Origin of the sequence: Bradyrhizobium hereditatis, from assembly GCF_020329435.1 — a bacterium.
GTDB classification, from domain to species: domain Bacteria; phylum Pseudomonadota; class Alphaproteobacteria; order Rhizobiales; family Xanthobacteraceae; genus Bradyrhizobium; species Bradyrhizobium hereditatis.
In genome coordinates this window covers 338,380-355,238 of sequence record NZ_JAGKJK010000010.1, presented here as the reverse complement: position 1 = coordinate 355,238, position 16,859 = coordinate 338,380, and the positions used below count along the sequence as shown (strand labels likewise).

11 protein-coding genes and 1 pseudogene are annotated in these 16,859 nt (G+C 57.7%); 5 read left to right on the top strand and 7 right to left on the bottom strand.

Going from position 1 to position 16,859, the window contains the following annotated elements:
* The 3 genes from J6524_RS24375 to J6524_RS24365 form a co-directional block, all read left to right on the top strand.
* Positions 1 to 872: Ig-like domain-containing protein (locus tag J6524_RS24375; RefSeq protein WP_225675229.1), on the top strand; the 872-nt coding region annotated here is incomplete at its 5' end.
* Between the two features lie 80 nt (positions 873 to 952).
* Positions 953 to 2,902 (top strand): type I secretion system permease/ATPase, encoded by a 1,950-nt coding sequence (locus tag J6524_RS24370; protein WP_225675259.1) that lies wholly within the window; start codon positions 953 to 955, stop codon positions 2,900 to 2,902.
* Positions 2,887 to 4,200 (top strand): HlyD family type I secretion periplasmic adaptor subunit, encoded by a 1,314-nt coding sequence (locus tag J6524_RS24365; RefSeq protein WP_225675228.1) that lies wholly within the window; start codon positions 2,887 to 2,889, stop codon positions 4,198 to 4,200. The genes J6524_RS24370 and J6524_RS24365 overlap by 16 nt, the downstream gene beginning before the upstream one ends.
* Here the strand turns inward: J6524_RS24365 and J6524_RS24360 are convergent.
* Positions 4,154 to 4,978 carry a metallophosphoesterase family protein gene (locus tag J6524_RS24360; protein WP_225675227.1) on the bottom strand — a complete coding sequence of 275 codons (825 nt, stop codon included), beginning with the start codon at positions 4,976 to 4,978 and terminating at the stop codon, positions 4,154 to 4,156. The genes J6524_RS24365 and J6524_RS24360 overlap by 47 nt on opposite strands.
* Before the next feature lie 928 nt (positions 4,979 to 5,906).
* Here J6524_RS24360 and J6524_RS24355 point away from each other — a divergent pair.
* Positions 5,907 to 6,494: an acyltransferase gene (locus J6524_RS24355; RefSeq protein ID WP_225675226.1), complete on the top strand. Its 588-nt coding sequence runs from the start codon at positions 5,907 to 5,909 to the stop codon at positions 6,492 to 6,494.
* Positions 6,495 to 6,626: 132 nt separating this feature from the next.
* On the opposite strand, the gene J6524_RS24350 is transcribed toward J6524_RS24355, so the two are convergent.
* The 3 genes and pseudogenes from J6524_RS24350 to J6524_RS38045 all read right to left on the bottom strand — a co-directional run.
* A complete protein-coding gene (locus tag J6524_RS24350; RefSeq protein WP_225675225.1) occupies positions 6,627 to 12,320 on the bottom strand; it encodes a DUF4082 domain-containing protein in 5,694 nt (1,897 codons plus the stop codon).
* A gap of 717 nt (positions 12,321 to 13,037) precedes the next feature.
* On the bottom strand, positions 13,038 to 13,520 hold the full coding sequence (locus J6524_RS38050; protein WP_376712072.1) for a GTP-binding protein: 483 nt from the start codon (positions 13,518 to 13,520) through the stop codon (positions 13,038 to 13,040).
* 132 nt (positions 13,521 to 13,652) lie between these two features.
* Positions 13,653 to 14,297: pseudogene (locus tag J6524_RS38045) on the bottom strand (GTP-binding protein); the annotation flags it as partial.
* A gap of 467 nt (positions 14,298 to 14,764) precedes the next feature.
* On the opposite strand from J6524_RS38045, the gene J6524_RS24340 reads away from it, so the two are divergent.
* Positions 14,765 to 14,968, top strand: coding sequence for a hypothetical protein (locus J6524_RS24340; protein ID WP_225675223.1), 204 nt, complete (start codon positions 14,765 to 14,767; stop codon positions 14,966 to 14,968).
* A 658-nt stretch (positions 14,969 to 15,626) separates the two neighbouring features.
* Here the strand turns inward: J6524_RS24340 and J6524_RS24335 are convergent.
* The 3 genes from J6524_RS24335 to J6524_RS24325 form a co-directional block, all read right to left on the bottom strand.
* On the bottom strand, positions 15,627 to 15,821 hold the full coding sequence (locus J6524_RS24335; RefSeq protein ID WP_225675222.1) for a hypothetical protein: 195 nt from the start codon (positions 15,819 to 15,821) through the stop codon (positions 15,627 to 15,629).
* A gap of 400 nt (positions 15,822 to 16,221) precedes the next feature.
* A complete protein-coding gene (locus J6524_RS24330; RefSeq protein WP_225675221.1) occupies positions 16,222 to 16,641 on the bottom strand; it encodes a hypothetical protein in 420 nt (139 codons plus the stop codon).
* A gap of 37 nt (positions 16,642 to 16,678) precedes the next feature.
* On the bottom strand, positions 16,679 to 16,852 hold the full coding sequence (locus J6524_RS24325) for a hypothetical protein (protein ID WP_225675219.1): 174 nt from the start codon (positions 16,850 to 16,852) through the stop codon (positions 16,679 to 16,681).
* Positions 16,853 to 16,859 lie beyond the last annotated feature (7 nt).

The following is a 16,859-nucleotide window of genomic DNA, read 5'->3' as shown; positions in this document are numbered from 1 at the left end:
CCAGCCTTGCTCAAGTTGGAGATAGCTACCAGCTCAATAGCTCTGGCGGGACCAATCTCGTCTTAAAGATGGACGGCACTGCATGGGTGGCCGACAAAACCGGTTGGGCGGCGATCGGCGTGGAGCAGACGGCAAACGGATATCTGGTTGCCTGGAAGTTCGCTGGCCAGGACAAGTATTCTGTCTGGAACACCGACAAAAACGGAAACTACGTTTCGCATGCCATCGGGGTCGTGTCCGGGAATAGCAAGACGCTGACGTCGTTTGAACCCAGCTTCCAGCAGGACCTGAATGGCGATGGCGTGATTGGTGCTTCCAAGTCGGTCAGTTTGACCAACATGTACAAGAACTCGAGCGACATCGTCACCATCAAAGGCGTCGCCGATGCCAACAGTCAGATCAAGCTGTACGATGGCAACACGTCGATTGGAAAGGTTACTGCGGCAGCCGATGGTACCTGGTCCTTCCAGACATCGTCGGCCGTGTCCGACACGGTGCACACTTATACTGCCAAGCAGATCGATAGCTCTGGCCAGGTCGTTGGTACTTCGGGCAGCGCGATTCTTGGCTCGACAGCCAGCAATACGCTGAAGAGCACCTCGGGTAATGACATCCTGGTTGGGGGCGGTCAGTCCGATACTTTCGTGTTTGCCGCAAATTTCGGCCGCGACATCATTAAGGATTTCGCGGCGAGCGGAACTGTGCAAGACACGATCCAGTTCAGCAAGACAGTATTCGACAGCTTTGCGAGCGTTCTCTCGCACGCGAGCCAGGTTGGTCAGGATATCGTCATTTCCACCGGAAGCGATACGCTCACGCTGAAGAACACCAAACTGAGCGCGCTTAATAGCGGCGACTTCCACTTCGCGTGAGCTTGGGGTGTGTAAAAGGAGCTGGTATCAATCTGCCTTGGGGACGCTCCCAAAAGGGCATGGTTCAAGGGGCGAGTGCCATGACTGATTTCGGAAGGCGGGAGGAAATCCTCCCGCCCAAGAGGCTTGACGAGATCGAGGTCTCGAGATGGGCGGTATTTGTCGCCGCCCTGGGAATTCTGGCGGAACGAGCTCGATCGAGGTTGCGCATTTCTGAAGTAAATGGATGGGCGGAGCGCTTGGTCGAAGCCACTCGACAGCGCCTGTTCTCGCGCTGGCGTTCGGCGCGAGAATACGATGAGCCGCGCTCCGAAATATCGGCCTTCCTGGTGTCGTGCCGCCGGATATTCTGGGCTCTGGCAGCGTTCAGTGGCCTGAGCAACCTTCTTATGCTCACCGGCTCATTCTTCATGCTTCAGGTTTACGATCGGGTGCTGCCGGGCCGTAGCATACCGACGCTGGTCGCGCTCTTGTTGCTCGCAACGGTGCTCTACGCATTTCAGGGCGGCCTGGATCTGGTCCGAAATCGAATAAGCGCGCGCATTGGTCGTTACTTCGACGAAACGCTTGGCGGGCGTGTCTTCGATTCAATGGTTCGTCTTCCGCTGAAGACGCGCGGTGGCGGCGATGGCATGCAGCCCCTCCGAGATCTTGATCAGGTCCGAGGCTTTCTTTCGGGAGGCGGACCGATCGCGCTGTTTGACCTTCCGTGGATGCCAATCTATCTCGGCATTTGCTTTCTTTTTCATTTCTGGATTGGCCTGACCGCACTAATAGGCGGACTGCTGCTGGTCGCCATAACGGTTGCGACCGAGATGCGAACGCGCGGGCCGGCGAAAGCATCTTCGCGATTGGCGGTTTCACGCAGTGCGCTCGCCGCTGAGGGCCGACGAAACGCGGAAGTTCTGCAAGCAATGGGCATGAGGCGGCAAGCTGCGCAGCGCTGGCAGTCCATCAATACCAAATATCTTGCGGCGCACGAGAGCGCGAGTGATGTGGCGAGCGGACTCGGTGGGCTTTCGAAGGTCCTTCGTTCATTTCTCCAGTCCCTGGTCCTCGCCGTTGGCGCGGTCCTTGTCATCAATCAGGAATCTACAGCAGGCATCATTATTGCTGGATCGATCCTGACGGCGAGGGCACTTGCCCCGGTAGAGACGGCGATCGCCAACTGGAAAGGATTCGTCGCCGCACGTCAGTCCGGACAACGGCTGGATCAGTTGCTTGAACTCCTGCCGAAGGAGAAGGAGCCGCTCGCGCTGCCGGCGCCGACCGAAGCGTTTGTTGTGGAGCAGCTCTATGTCGCGGCGCCGGATTCAGAGAAGCTGATCCTTAACGACGTTTCGTTCCAGCTGCGAAAGGGACAGGCCGTCGGAATCATTGGGCCGAGCGGGGCCGGCAAGTCGACCTTGGCCCGTGCGCTCGTCGGTGTCTGGCCACGGCTTCGCGGCAAGATCAAGCTCGACAACGCTGCGCTGGATCAGTGGTCCTCGGAAGCATTGGGCAGACATATCGGCTATCTGCCGCAGGATATCGAACTGTTCGAGGGCAGCATCGCCGTCAATATTGCGCGATTTGATCTGAAAGCCACTCCGGACGCCGTCCTGGAAGCGGCACGGATTGCAGGTGTGCATGATCTCATCCTTTCATTCCCGGAAGGCTATAGTACGCAGGTTGGTGAGGGCGGAATGACCTTGTCCGCTGGCCAGCGACAGCGGATTGGACTTGCGCGCGCCTTCTACGGCAACCCCTTCCTGGTGGTGCTTGACGAGCCGACCTCAAATCTCGATGCAGAGGGGGAAGCAGCTCTCACCGAGGCAATCGCTAGCGTGCGTAACCGCGGTGGCATCGTCGTAGTGGTTGCCCATCGTCCAAAAGCGCTTGAAGGCGTCGATCACGTATTGGTAGTGGGCGATGGGAGGGTGCAGTCGTTTGGTCCGAAAGAGGAGGTTCTCAGGACCGTGCTGCGGACACCTGTGCCGCTCAAAGTGGTGGCGGACAGCCAGGGAGGCGCGAGATGGACAACGCGATAACCCCGGCGCTGCACTCGATTCAGCGGTATATTGTCGTTGGAATCATTATGACGGCGTTCGTGACGTTTGGCATCGGTGGCTGGGCGGCGACTTCGCAGTTGTCGGGCGCCGTGATCGGACAAGGCGTCGTCGTGGTCGATTCAAGCGTGAAGAAAGTTCAGCATGGCACCGGCGGCATCGTAGGCGAACTGCGGGTCCGAGACGGAGACAAGGTCAATGCGGGTGACATACTAATTCGTCTCGATGAAACACAAACGCTCGCTAACGCGACGATCGTCACCAAGAGCCTTGACGAATTGCTCGCTCGCCAGGCTCGCCTCGAAGCGGAACGGGACAGCGTCGACCAGATCGCATTTCCAAAGGCGCTGCTGGAAAGGATGAAAGACAGCCGTTCCGACGCCGGGCGCGCCATCGCTGCCGAAAGCGCGTTATTCGATCTTCGCAGCCAGGCCCGGAACGGGCAGAAGTCTCAGCTCAAGGAGCGACGAGCGCAGCTGCAGGACGAGATCAAGGGTTATACAGGACAAGTCGAGGCCAAGCAGAAGGAAGTCAATTTCATCCTTGGGGAGCTCGAAGGAGTTCGCGGCCTCTGGCAGAAGAATCTCGTGCCGATCGCTCGGCTCAACGCGCTGGAGCGCGACAGCGCTCGTCTGGAGGGCGAGCGTAGTCAACTGGCCGGAATGATCGCCCAGGCAAAGGGCAAAATCGCAGAGGTCGAACTTCAGATCATTCAAATCGATCAGGATTTGCGAACCGAGGTCGGCAAGGATTTGATCGAAACCCGCTCAAAGCTGTCCGAACTTGCCGAACGCAAGATAGCGGCGGTGGACCAGCTCAATCGTATCGACATTCGGGCGCCTCAGTCGGGCCGCGTTCACCAGCTTGCAGTCCATACTGTCGGAGGCGTGATCGCCCCGGGCGAGCAGATTATGCTTATCGTGCCGGACGCCGACGCCCTGGCAGTTGAGGTCAAGATTGCTCCACGCGAAATTGACCAGGTCTATGTCGGGCAGTCCGCGACGCTTCGGTTTGCGACCTTCAATCAGAAGACGACTCCCGAGATAGAGGGGGAAGTCGCCGTGGTCTCTGCCGACCTCACACAGGAACAGCGAACCGGCGCAAGCTATTACACCGCCCGTGTTTTGCTCAAGCCCGAGGAGTTGGCAAAGCTCGGATCGGCCAAGGTGGTGCCAGGCATGCCGGTCGAAGTGTTCATCAAGACGCCGTCGAGAACCGCGCTGTCATATCTGATCAAGCCCTTGCAGGATCAGGCGCAGCACGCGTTGAAGGAGCGCTAAGCGTTCCGTCCAACTCGTCACTCGCTAACTGGATAATAGCAGTGTTTTCGATGACGATGCAGGTAAGCCGTCCTGTTGCGTAAGCGCCTGTGTCGATATTGATCCGGTTCAGCCGCAGATCGGGCTCGTTCACCGGTGTGTGGCCGTGCACCACAAATCGTTCGAACGGCTGCTCGCAGTTGAGAAAATCGTCACGGATCCAGAGCAGATCATCCTCGGTCTGCTCGTGAATTGGAATGTTAGGGCGAACGCCGGCATGGACGAAGAGAAAATCGCCACAGCTAAACGTCAAGTCGAGCGATTGCAGAAAATCGAGATGCTCTCGCGGAAGAACTTCCGCGAGCTCGGTCGCCAGCTTGGTCTGTTCGTCTCGATCAGGATTGATGCTCGGTCTAAGACCATAAGAGAGCAGGGTTTCGAGACCGCCGTATTGTCGCCACTCGTCCAAGCTGCGTGGATCGGTGATGAAACGCGGCAGGAATATTTCATGGTTTCCGCGAAGGAAGATTGCTTCGTGGGACCGCTGCCATCGTAGCAGCAGATCGAGCACATTTCGCGAGTCGGGTCCTCTGTCGATATAGTCACCGACAAAGACGGTAATTGGGCGGGGGACCGGACGTTGTTTGCAATCGGCATCGATGGCGGCCAGCAGCCTCTCCAGTAGATCAGAGCGACCGTGTACGTCCCCCACTGCATATATTCTGATACCTTCAGGGAGCGCCGCGCGCGTTTGCCTACCCCGGCCAAGCGCGCCGGTTGAGACGTCAGCCTTTGACATGGATTGCCCGCGTCGCGAACCCCAAGCTCGACCCACTGGCGCCGAGACGTGGGCGGCAGCAAGGCGGTGAAGGTAAGAGCGCCACAACGCCCACCTGCGAATACGTGTCGGTTCGGAGCTACGGGGCGAAGGCGGTCTTGACCTTCCGTCTAGGAGACCGGCCACCACGTCCTTTTGCTGTCGTGCCGTTTGATCGCACTCGAGCTGCTTGATGCCCGAATCAGACGTCATGTGATCGCTTTGATCATTTGCAAAGTAGCGTCCACTAAGCACATCCAGTCGCCTATGATGAAACGTCATCGCTGCGATTGAAACGAGTAGAACCACTTCCAAGCCAATAATGACAAGGAGCTCTTCGAGCATAAATTAGACGAGCTCTTTATTTTAAATACCAATATAATATATTTAAATATAACTTGTCGAGAAAGTGGTGGCAATATAATATCTTGCATTAAATTGGAGGTATTTGGACGTGGTTCGCTGGTTGTTCGACCAGGTCACTTGGGACAGGCAAGCCCTCCTGGTGCCCGCAACAACAAAGTCCGGCCCAAGTAGTGTGCAAAGGTGCCGCGTAGCGGCATCCATACACTGCGTCTGTATTCCGACGCGCGATCGGTCCCGAGACACTTGTTGACCGGCAAAGGATCACCGAGAAGCTCGTCCCGTTTTTGGCTGCGAGGTTGTTGAATCCACGAACGCCGAAGCCGTAGAGCTATTTCCTTGGGAAGTTCGGGCTTGAAAAGCATCCCTGAGTGGAAGGCTGCCGCACGTTCGGGAAGCGCTGGCCGGTTAAGGACACGCAGGAAGACGGATTCTTCATAACGCCGAGCGCAACGACCGGCAACTTCGCCATTCCCATGACATGTCAGAGCGCGTAGTTTCAGGTCGAGATCCTATTCATGCGTAGGCGGGAGAGCGCAGAAGCCCAATGGACTCAAAGTTTGATCATCGAATTACCGAAGAACAGGCTGACGAATGGTTGGCACTCTGTCGGCGCTTTTTTCAACTTCTTGCAGCTCGCAAGAAGCGACAGTTCAATCGAAGAGTGCCGATCGGGGATTTGCTTTCCGAGCGCCATGACAACGCTGCTGCTTATGGGTTCGGAGAGGGCACGACAATGTATGATAATGTGCTCGTTCTGAGTGACGTCATCGTTGGTCGAAATACTTGGATCGGCCCGGGCTGCATTCTGGATGGATCGGGTGGGGGTCTTGAGATCGGCAATTGGTGCTCCATTTCCGCCGGTGTTCAGATCTACACGCACAACACCGTGAATCGCTCGACCTCGCTTGGAGCCAAGCCGATCGACTACGCGCCGACAAAAATCGGTCACGGGGTCTACATCGGCCCAAATGCTATCATTCAGATGGGGGTCACGGTAGGAGACAGAGCGGTGATCGGCGCAAACTCGCTGGTCAATCGGGATATCCCCCCAGGGGCTAAGGCCTTCGGCTCTCCTGCCCGACTTTACGGCATTGAAGCCTCTCTGCCGAAACCCGAACGGCCCGACGAATGAACTAATTCCTTAATGTTGGGCAGCAATCCGTCGATCTGACATTCTGTTCCGCAGCGAGGTGCCCTCGGAGCCGGCGATCGAGGACTAAGTCCAAATCGCTGAGGCTCCGGTGAAGCAAGCAAATTCTCCTTCTCAGGCCACAAGTTGCGGACGGAACAGAACGTCGACGCCGTAACTCGTGGAGTTGTAGGTATTCGTCGGGAAAAGGGCGCCTGATCCATAAGCGTATACGCCGTTCCCTCCACTTGTAGCAGACGATGGTGCAGTCAGCGGTCCGTTGCTAACTGCCGAGTTAAACAGGCCAGGATCGGCGGCGTAGTTTCCGGATGTGTGATAGGACGCAACATACGTTGTCCCTGCCGTGATCGTCACCGGTGTGGCGAAGTCCACCTGCTGCCAGCCGCTTGCCGTTTCGTTGGTGAAGGTGGCGGTGGCGAGCAGGGTGCCGGTGCTGGTCCAGAGATGCGCGACATGGGTACCGGTGTTCGAGGGACCCTTGTAGAAGCGTAACCCTGTGACGTCGCCGTTGCTGGACGCCTGGAATTTAAGGCCAAGCTCCACCGAGTTTGGATCGTTGACCGACACGATGCTTGGCGTCGGGTTGGAGCTGAACAAGCTTACGATGCTCGCAGATGCTGCATTGACAGTCAGAGAGGCGGAGGCGCTCGCCGTTCCGCCCCGGCCGTCAGAGATGGCATACGTGAACGACGCCGGGCCTGTATAGCCGGAATTGGGTGTGAAGGTGACGGTGTTGGTCTGGGCGTTGAAGCTCGCGGTGCCGTTGGAGTTGGCTCCAGTGCTTACGCCGGTGATCGTCAGGTTATCGCCGTTCGGATCGGTGTCGTTGGCGAGCAGCGCCGACGCTGCGATCGTGATCGTGGAGCCTTGAGTGACGCTGAATCCGGAGTCGTTCGCTGCGACCGGCGCTTGGTTGGCACCGCCGCTCGCGGGGCTAAATAGCACATCCACCCAGTAGTTGGTGGCGCTGAAGGTGCTTGTCGGGAACAGGTTGCCCGTGCCGTAGGTGTAGACGCCATTGTTGGCGGCGGGTGCCGTGAGCGGTCCGTTGACGTGCGCAGTGGTGAAGTAGTTGCTGGTGTACGCGTAGCGGCCATTGCTGTGGTAGCTTGCAACGTAGGTAGTTCCGGCGGTGATTGATACCGGGTTGCTGAATGTCACCGTCTGCCAGCCGCTCGCTGTTTCGTTGGTGAAGGTCGCGGTCGCGAGCAGGGTACCCGTGCTGCTCCACAGCGAGCCGGTGTGGGTGCCGGTATCATTTGGTCCCTTATAGTACTTGATGCCGGTAATGCTGCCGGCGGAGGAGGATGTGAACTGCACGCCGAGATTGACCTGGGAGGTGTCTAGGTCCGAGAGAACCGCCGGCGTGTCCGAACTCGAGAACAAGCTCACCGTCGGCGTGTTCACTGTCAAACTTGCCGTTGCCGTTGCGGCGCCACCACGGCCGTCCGAGATGGAATAGCTGAAGGATGCGGGACCGGTGTAGCCGGTAGTCGGCGTGAAGGTGACGACATTGGTCTGGGCGTTGAAGCTGACGGTGCCGTTGACAGGAGCGCTCACGCCCGTGATGGTCAGTGGATCGCCATTCGGGTCGGTGTCGTTGGCAAGCAGAGCCGATGCGGCAATGGTCAGAGCCGTATTCTGTGTGGCGCTATAGCCGCTATCGTTATTTGCAACTGGCGGCTGGTTGGCTGCCGCATTGACGGTCAGACTGACCGTTGCAGTGGCGGTGCCGCCCTGTCCGTCGGCGATCGCGTAGTTGAAGGACGCGGCGCCGGTGTAGCCGCTAGTCGGCGTGAAGGTGACGACGTTGGTCTGGGCGTTGAAGCTGACGGTGCCGTTGACAGCGCCGCTCGCGCCCGTGACCGTCAGTGTGCCGCCGTCCGGATCGGTGTCGTTGGCGAGCAGCGCCGCGGCCGCAACCGCCAGCGCGGTGTTCTGCGTGGTGGTGTAACCGCTATCATTGTTGGCAACCGGCGGCTGGTTGATGCTGGTCGGCGTGAATACCACATCGACCCAATAATTTGCGGCGCCAAAGGTGCTGGTCGGGAAGATGCCGGTCGTGCTGGTGCCGCCATATGAATACACCCCGTTGCCGCCGGCGATCGTCGTCGTGGAGGGGGCGGTCAAAGGACCGTTTGTGACGGCCGTTGTGAAGTAATTGTTGGTCGCCACATAGGCACCGGTCGTGTGGTAGGAAGCAACGTAGGTGGTGTTGGCGGCGATAGAAACCGCGGACGGCAGGTTCACCGTCTGCCAGCCGCTGGCTGCCGTATTGGTAAACGTCGCGCTGCCTAAAAGAGTGCCTGTTGCCGTCCAGAGATTAACGAGGTCGCTGCCGGTGTCGCTGGCGCTGCGGTAGAATTTGAGAGCCGTAATCTGCCCGGCTACGGACGAGGTGAACTTCACTCCGACCTCGAGCTGTTGCCCGTCATTAAGGCTGGTCTGTGCGGGTGTACTTGACGCACTGAACAGGCTAACCGGGGCCGCTCCGGCTGGTACTACCGTGAAGTTAACGTTGGCCGTAGCGGTCCCGCCGCGTCCGTCCGAAACCGTGTAGCTGAAACTGGCCGGGCCGGTATAGCCGGAATCAGGCGTGAACGTGATGGTATTGTTCTGCGGATTGGGTTGGGTATTGAGTACGACGGTGCCGTGCGTTGGTGCGCTCACCCCGATGACACTCAATGCATCGCCATCGGGATCGCTGTCGTTGCTGGTCAGGGACGCTGCCGCTATCGTCGCGGCCAAATTCTGTGCGATGGTTGGCCCCACGTCGTTCGCGGCCACCGGCACGCCATTGGCGGTAGACGGATTGAACATGACGTCAACCCAGTAATTCTCGCCCGAAAACGTGTTTGTCGGGAACGCCCGGTTGCTACTGTAAGTGTAGACGCCATTGCCATTGGCGAAAGCAGTCAGTGGACCGCTTGTCACATTGCTCGTGAAATAGTCAGGGCTGACGGAGTAGTGGCCCACATTCGTGTGATAGGAAGCGACATAAGTAGTGTTCGGTGTCAGTGTGACCGGATTGGAGAAGGTCACACTCTGCCAGCCGGATGCAGTCTCGTTTGTGAAGGTGGCGGTCGCCAACAAGGTACCTGTGCTGGTCCAAAGTTCGCCGGTGTGGGTGCCCGTATCCTGGCTGCTCTTGTAGAAGCGGATCCCGCTTACGGTGCCGGCCACCGAGGTTTGAAATTTCACACCCAGCTCGACAGCGCTTGAATCCGTGGCGTTGACGATAGCAGGAGTGGCCGAGCCCGAGAAAAGCGTAATGTAAGACGGAGCGGTGACGACTACAGTACGGCCCGCTGAAGGCGTTTCCAGATTGATGGAATCATCAACCGCGCGGCTCTTGATAGTGTAGGTGCCTGCGACCTGCGGCGACCAGGTGTAGGTCCAGTTCTCGTCACCGATTGCATTATACCAAGTCAATCCGCCATCTGTTGACACTTCCACGGCGCCGATCACGCCACCGCCGAGGTCCGATGCGGTGCCGGAAATCGTGACCGTACTTTGCGCGGTGAAGCTTGCGATCGGATTGATTGTGGAGGTGGGAGCGGTGGTATCGGTTGAGGCGGTCGCGGCAACCAGCCCCGACTGCAGCGTTGCCGGCTGAATGCCCATGTCGGCCAGAAGGTTGACCATCGCCTGTTGCACGCGCGGATCGCTGGGAGTTGGTTGCAGGTCATGATTGTCGCTCAGGCCCCACGACCAGTAGACTGTTCCGGCTCCGAAGACCAATGCGCCGCTCGGCGCGCGATAGAGGGTCAGATTATGTGTTGAGATGCCATTTCCGACTGTGTTGCCGTAGTCGAGTAGATAGGTACTGACTGGAAGCGTTGTCGAGGAGAGCCGGACTAGGCCGGCCGGATCGAACCCGTTGTCGGGCGCTTCATCCCACTCATAGCCGAGATAATTCTTGGTCAGCGTCGCTGTCTGCCCCGGCTGAAGATTGGCAACGCTGGTATTGCGCCAGAAGCGCAGGTTGGCGTCGTCGTAGGGAATCGTGATTGCCTGCAGAGCATCGGGTTGGTTGACGCCGACATCGTCGACCTGGAACATCTGGCCGATCAAGGCATTCTCCGGAATACCACCGCCGACAGCCGGCGGGCTGAGGCGCGGATCACGGAAGGTGCCGGTCCACTCATTGCTTGGATCGATCGACGCTGACGGTGACCACGTCTCCTTGTAGGAGATCAAAGTGCGGTAGGCGGTGGCGTCGCTGCTTATGCTGTTGCCCCAGCGCGTGCGCCAATACATCTCGTTGCCGCTCCAGAATGCCAGATTCACGCCGGCATCGCGGGCCGCCTGGACATTGGCGCGTTGTTGTCCCGACCAGTATTCGTCGTGACCAACGTCGAGATACATTTTGTGGTTAAGAAGCAAGCTGCCGTAACGGTCAGCATCAACGCCCGCCATGTAGGAGACGTCGTAGCCGTTTTGCTCCAGCCAGTAGATTGCTGCGTACTCAGCGCCGAACAAATAGTCTTGTGGACCTGAGGCCTGTCCGATTCCCCCGCGGGTAGCAATGGGACGGTTGTAACTCACCGCATACGCGCGTCCTGCGCCTTGACCCGTTGCCGGACCGTTGCCGCCATAGAAATTTGCACCACCCCAGCCGTTATAAGCCTGCCAGGTCGTGTCCGAAGTTTGGAAGATGATGTCACTGGTGCTGCTGTCGTCCCTTACGATGAAGGGGATATGATTGGCGCCTTCGACGCCGTCCTGACGCACCAGCTTTGCAATGTAGACGCCGGACACTGCATCCGCCGGGATGTCCCAGGATGCGGAGACGGACCAATTGCCGGCATCGACCAGGCCGGTCGTCGCGTCACGCAGCGGCGCAGGCTGGTTTTGCACGCCGGTGTGCTGGATGGTTGTGACAAGTCGGGCACCCATGCCGCCATAGTAGCCGAGGCGATAAATCTCGATTCGATAGTTCGATGAGTTCGTATTGATCTTGAAATCAACCCGGTTGCCAACATTGACGCTGATGTCGGTGGCAAAACCTTCGATATTCGAGCTGCCGGCGCCGTCGATATCCCACACACTTTGGGGGGTGCCCTGCTTCTGATTCTCAAGAACGATCGGGTTTGTGGATGTCGCCGCGGCGGCCGCGAGATTGGGCGATGCCGTCGGAGTTGGACTGGAAACTTTTGCAGTTGTAACCGAACCCGACAGAACACCGAGTTCGCCGTTCCCAGTCACGGGATTAGTCTGGCTGCCTCCTACCAACGCCCAATCTTTGATTGGCGCAACGTTCTGTAACGACATCTCCGCGCTAACCGACGCTCCCATGATCCCGGCTTTGCCGGTCAGCAGGAAATCTGCTGCGCCTGACACTCGGCTATCATTCAGCTGGCCGCTCAAATGCGCATGTGCGGCATTGGCCGCCAGCTGGTCGAGCACCCGTGTTGGAGCAAGGAAGTAGCCGCAGCCACAAATGGCGGCGACCGCCGGAGGGGGCGCAGATGACCCAACGATACTTGGGGGCAACGCCGCGGAAGGGACGCTGCCCAGGAGCACAACGGGATCTGGCATTGCTGGCTCGGCTGCAGCAGAGCCGGGTGCTCGGACTTTCGCCGTCAACCCTGCAAAGCGTGCCTCGGCGATTTGAGTGAAAGTCGAGGCGGCGACACCTAAGCCGCTCATGCCCAGACCTTCCCACCCCTTCCGCGCGGCGAGCAGCAACTCGCTTTCAATGTCCAAATCGGATGCGCGGGCAGTTCCTCGCAGGAGAGTGCGTGGCCAGGTCTGCAAACCGAGAGCAATACGGCCCAAACCGGAATCTTCGTAGAAGGACCTCATGACATCCTCACGAGAGAGAGGGGAATACGTATGACGGGTTGCAGTCGTGATGACTGAATGGATGCCGAAGCGACAGCTTTAATGGACGGGCCGTCCTTGGTTCGCTGGACAGCCATGGTGCGCTCTGCAGTGATCCTGAACGAGTGCGCATGCTGGGTCGGCGAACAACTGTGCCTGACCCGCTGCTCGGCCGCGATCGCGCCACTATCCGCAATGGTTGCTAAGATCGCCAGCAATGTTTAATTTCCATCGATTAAACCGAAAAATTAATCCGATTAATATATTTAATATCAAATTGCCGCCGTGTCGAGTAACAAGTTTTCGCCATTAACAAGATATCGATCCAAGTTGCTCCCGTCAGTGAATAGCTTTGATTTTCAAGAAGGTATTCCGGAAGAACGTTTGGTTTTGATAGCTATCCTGATTGTTATGAAAAGGAGAAATCAACCAGAGATTTACAAGCGCGTTCGGGAGAGGGCGCGCGTATTGTTCAAAAAGCGGCCCTGCTTCCCGCGCCACCATGAGCGGCTCGCCAAGCTGGAACTAGCGTTTTCATATCCGTTCGCTGTTGGCCGATGACGATCGGATGTTGTCATTTGCGAAGGCCGAGAGGCTCATGTGCAACGGTGGCCTTGTCGTTGGACGGGCAAGAATCGTCAATCGCTCGGTGCTCCAAGCGCCTCCTCGAGACCTAGGCCGGCAAGCGTTGAGCTCCAGCTAACGAAGGGAGGCGCCGATATTGTTGGTGTGATCGGGATATTGCCACGGAGGAAAAGGGTCGCTCAGATTGCGCCAGCTGTCCGGATCGAACCCAAACTCCGAATGGACAAGGCAGGCATCCAGCGCGGCTCGGATGTACCCTTCGTCCATGTCTGAACCGATGAACACCAGTTCCTGACGCCGGTCGCCCCAGGTGCCATCCCACCGGCTGTTGAGCTGTTCTTGAAACTGAGGATGGCTTGGCCAGCTCGGCCTTGGAACCGTCGCCCACCAAAAGCCCATGGGCTCGCACCGACGTTGTATCCCGGCAACGGAGAGAAGACCCACCCAATCCGGACGCGTGGCAAGCCAGAAATGTCCTTTGGCACGTATTACACCCGGCCAAGGCTTATTGAGAAAAGACAAGAGCCTTGCGGGATCGAAGGGACGTCTTTCCCTGTAAACGAAACTGGAGATGCCGTACTCCTCGGCCTCCGGCACATGAGAATCAGGGGTGTATAGTTCTCTATACCAGAGCGGATGTGTCGCAGCCTTCGCTTCATCGAAAAGGCCGGTGTTGAGAATCGCGCTGAGAGGAACCTTGCCGAAGTCAGTCTCGAGTTGGCGCGCCTGGGGATTGAGTGCGGCGATCACCTTGCGAATTTCGGCACGCGTCGCCTCTGTCGCTTCTGAAACCTTGTTGATCACGACCACATCAGCAAATTCGATCTGGTCAACCAGAAGATCAACCAGCGTTCGCTGGTCGTAACTATCGCGCAACTCGCCGCGGTCGCGCAGCAGATCGCGACTGCTGTAGTTGGCCAGCAGGCTCAGGGCGTCTACGACGGTGACCATCGTGTCGAGCCTCGCAACATCTGAAAGCGAGACACCAGCTTCGTCGCGAAATGAGAACGTTGCCGCAATCGGAAGAGGTTCAGCAATCCCAGTTCCTTCGATCAGAAGATAATCGAATCGCCGTTGTTCGGCCAATCGCCTTACCTCCACCAGGAGGTCGTCACGTAACGTGCAGCATATGCAACCATTACTGAGCTCGACGAGCGACTCGGTCGTGTGGGAAAGGTTGGCGCCACCGTTGCGGACCAGATTCGCGTCTACGTTCACCTGACTCATGTCATTAACGATGACCGCAACACGTAGGCCTTCGCGATTCGTCAGTACGCGATTAAGCAGCGTTGTCTTCCCTGCGCCCAGAAATCCGCTGAGCACCGTCACTGGCAGCCGATTGGCCTCGCTCGGTCTGTCGTTCATAAGTCTTCCTGGCCCAAGATCTGCAGGCGGAACGGAACGGCGCGCAGGCATGCAGCTCTATGCGTTCGCAGTTCGCTCCGCGATTAAATATCGGATTTGATTTAATACGGCGTCGCGGATTATGTAAAGTTTAGTCGCGCCCAGAATTAAATGACAGGTAATACCTGGTTTCCTGCTGTGAGTCGATTTGGACCATCAATGGCTTTTCTTACAAATAACGAGCGACCAGATGTGAACCTCGCATAGGTGCGCATGGAGAGGCAGAACACTGATTGCTGAGTACATCGGGACACGCGTTGCAGAGTTGATTGCTAGCAAACGTCTTTCTCGGTTTTGACGCGCTTATGCATGTTTCCATGCATATGAGCGTAGCGCAAAGTAGAAAGGCAATGGTTGCCACCGTGCTCTCCAACTCTTGCCAAGATTGCTGGTCAGCAGAGAGGGCCAGTAGAGCAAAGGAGCATCGAGGACTAGCCGTGACCATCAAGAACATTGTCATCCCCTTGGAAGTTGAATATCTCCAGGAGGCTGCAAAACAGCGCGGCGTCTCGCGCACGCGACTTGTGCGGGCTGTGATGGAGAAGGTGGTTAAGGATGAACTGGTCGCGGATATTTTGGGAGAAAACGGAGTGCCGGCCGAGGCGGCCCCGACCAGATATCGACGCTTTCGAGATACTTAGTAAATCCTATCCTTTTTCATTGATATGAAGCCGTGCGCTTTAGCAAAGTGGCTTGGGGTTCTCAGCGGTTGCGATCACAGCCTAGTAGCCAATTCGGCGACCGCTTCATGCGCACTTGGTGACTTAGCTCGAGCAGTGATTGCGCGACACTCTCCTTTCGAAGTCGAGCCGCAGCGAAAAGTTGGAGCGGGACGAACGTTGATCGGCAACGCCCCCTGATTGGGCGGTGCAATCTCGCCGTGTCGGCTCACCGGCTCCCATTGACGATTTCGCTCAGCGGACCGGCTGGAAGGAGTGATCAAACCGTTGCTAATGGCTTGATAAGCGTGAAGCCAATTGGCACCCTGTGGTGTGTTCGCTCCGGATTGGGGTTCCTAGAAAAAAATACTCTTTGCAATTGTTGGCACGGTCATTTCGCTCGTTATCGTTTCAAGCAGCCGCGCTTACAGCGGTCCTTATCCCTTCGGGGATGAACATTACCGGCTGGATTGGGGATATGACCCGGCAGTGGAATCTGGATGCTTGAAGTGGAATTGGCAACTGCATCAGTGGAACGATTACTGTACGCGCTACGTCCAGCCCAAAGCCCTACATGTACCCCCGCGCTTCGCGCGTCGTGGTCCGCACAAGGGGTAAAGGGTGGCCTGTTTACGTGCAGTCAGCGCGTGATCAGGAGCGCTGCGACCTGGCTGTGGTTTCCGAAGTTGAGCCGCGCGTTCTTGCGGAAGCCGTCCAGCCACAACCCACGCCCGTCATATCGGTAACCGGCGCCCATCGGGACCAGCCGAACGTGAATGCCCTCGCGGTGGCCAGTGCGCAGCGAGGCGGTAACGACTTCTACGACGACGCTCACTGCAATCGGGCAGAGCGGATACTGTTTGCCATTCTCGCAGGTGAAAACGATTTCGGAGCAATTACCTATTGAGCCGGGCCCCGCTGTCATCAAACCGAGGTCGGCTGCGCCAGCCGGATACGTGCTTGCCCATGCGGTGAATCCCAACGAAGCTGCGATCAAAACGAATTTGCCCAATGCGGACCGCGTGGCTGCCCCCAAATCGAAAAAGAGAATGCAGTCAACAGAGCAAGAATCAGCCGTATCGTCAAACTGATAATCCGTTGTGCACCGGCAGGACCATATCTTGGCGGAGCTTGCTGTCGCAGATCGAGCCCGCCTGGGCCATGGCGGTTTGTCGTTGAGGACAATCTCCCGACGAGCCCGCCATCAGGTTCGGTGCGGACCAATCAAATCGCGATCAGATTTTTTGCCCTGCGCCTGCACTCATCACGTTCACCGTGATTTTCTGGATTTCAGTACGGCCGCCGGCGTATTTGACCTCGATCGTCAACACATCGTTGCCGAGAAAGTCTGCAGGCGATTTGTAGAATGCGACATAGGCCGGCACTTCCAGCGCCAAGCAGGCCTTGTAATTGGTGGCCTTCACCTTCGCGTTCTTGACGACAACCTTGCCGGAGGCGGGCGGGCTGACCAGTCGAATCGTTGGCAACGGCCCAGATGTGCAATCGGGCTGCACGTTGAGGTAGACCCCAATCTGGGTGTCCCTGTTTGGCACGCTCTTGACCGTTCGTTCGATCGTGCGGGACTGCTCCTGGGCCCAGGCGGAGCCTGCCAGACCAGCGACAAACAGGGCGCCGGCAAATAGTGAAACCTTCATCTGTTGATCCTTGCTCGGCCGCCAATATTGGCCAGTTTTAGGCAAGCCGGTTCATTTCAAAGCCATTTTCAATGGCGGTCACCCGCCGTTTCAAGTTTACCACAGCGAGGTAAAAAACAGACGTTAACCAATTGATTTTGTTGACCCGCCGTTGCCGTAGCATTTCGGCCGCCATGGCCGCTTGCCCCGCCAGCAAAAGGCAATCGCTCACGACCTCG

What these genes read in the sequence shown, in the direction of transcription:
- J6524_RS24330 (WP_225675221.1), bottom strand. Translation starts at nt 16,641, where the DNA reads ATGAAGGTTTCACTATTTGCCGGCGCCCTGTTTGTCGCTGGTCTGGCA.
- J6524_RS24370 (WP_225675259.1), top strand. Translation starts at nt 953, where the DNA reads ATGACTGATTTCGGAAGGCGGGAGGAAATCCTCCCGCCCAAGAGGCTT.
- J6524_RS24360 (WP_225675227.1), bottom strand. Translation starts at nt 4,978, where the DNA reads ATGTCAAAGGCTGACGTCTCAACCGGCGCGCTTGGCCGGGGTAGGCAA.
- J6524_RS24365 (WP_225675228.1), top strand. Translation starts at nt 2,887, where the DNA reads ATGGACAACGCGATAACCCCGGCGCTGCACTCGATTCAGCGGTATATT.
- J6524_RS24350 (WP_225675225.1), bottom strand. Translation starts at nt 12,320, where the DNA reads ATGAGGTCCTTCTACGAAGATTCCGGTTTGGGCCGTATTGCTCTCGGT.
- J6524_RS24355 (WP_225675226.1), top strand. Translation starts at nt 5,907, where the DNA reads ATGGACTCAAAGTTTGATCATCGAATTACCGAAGAACAGGCTGACGAA.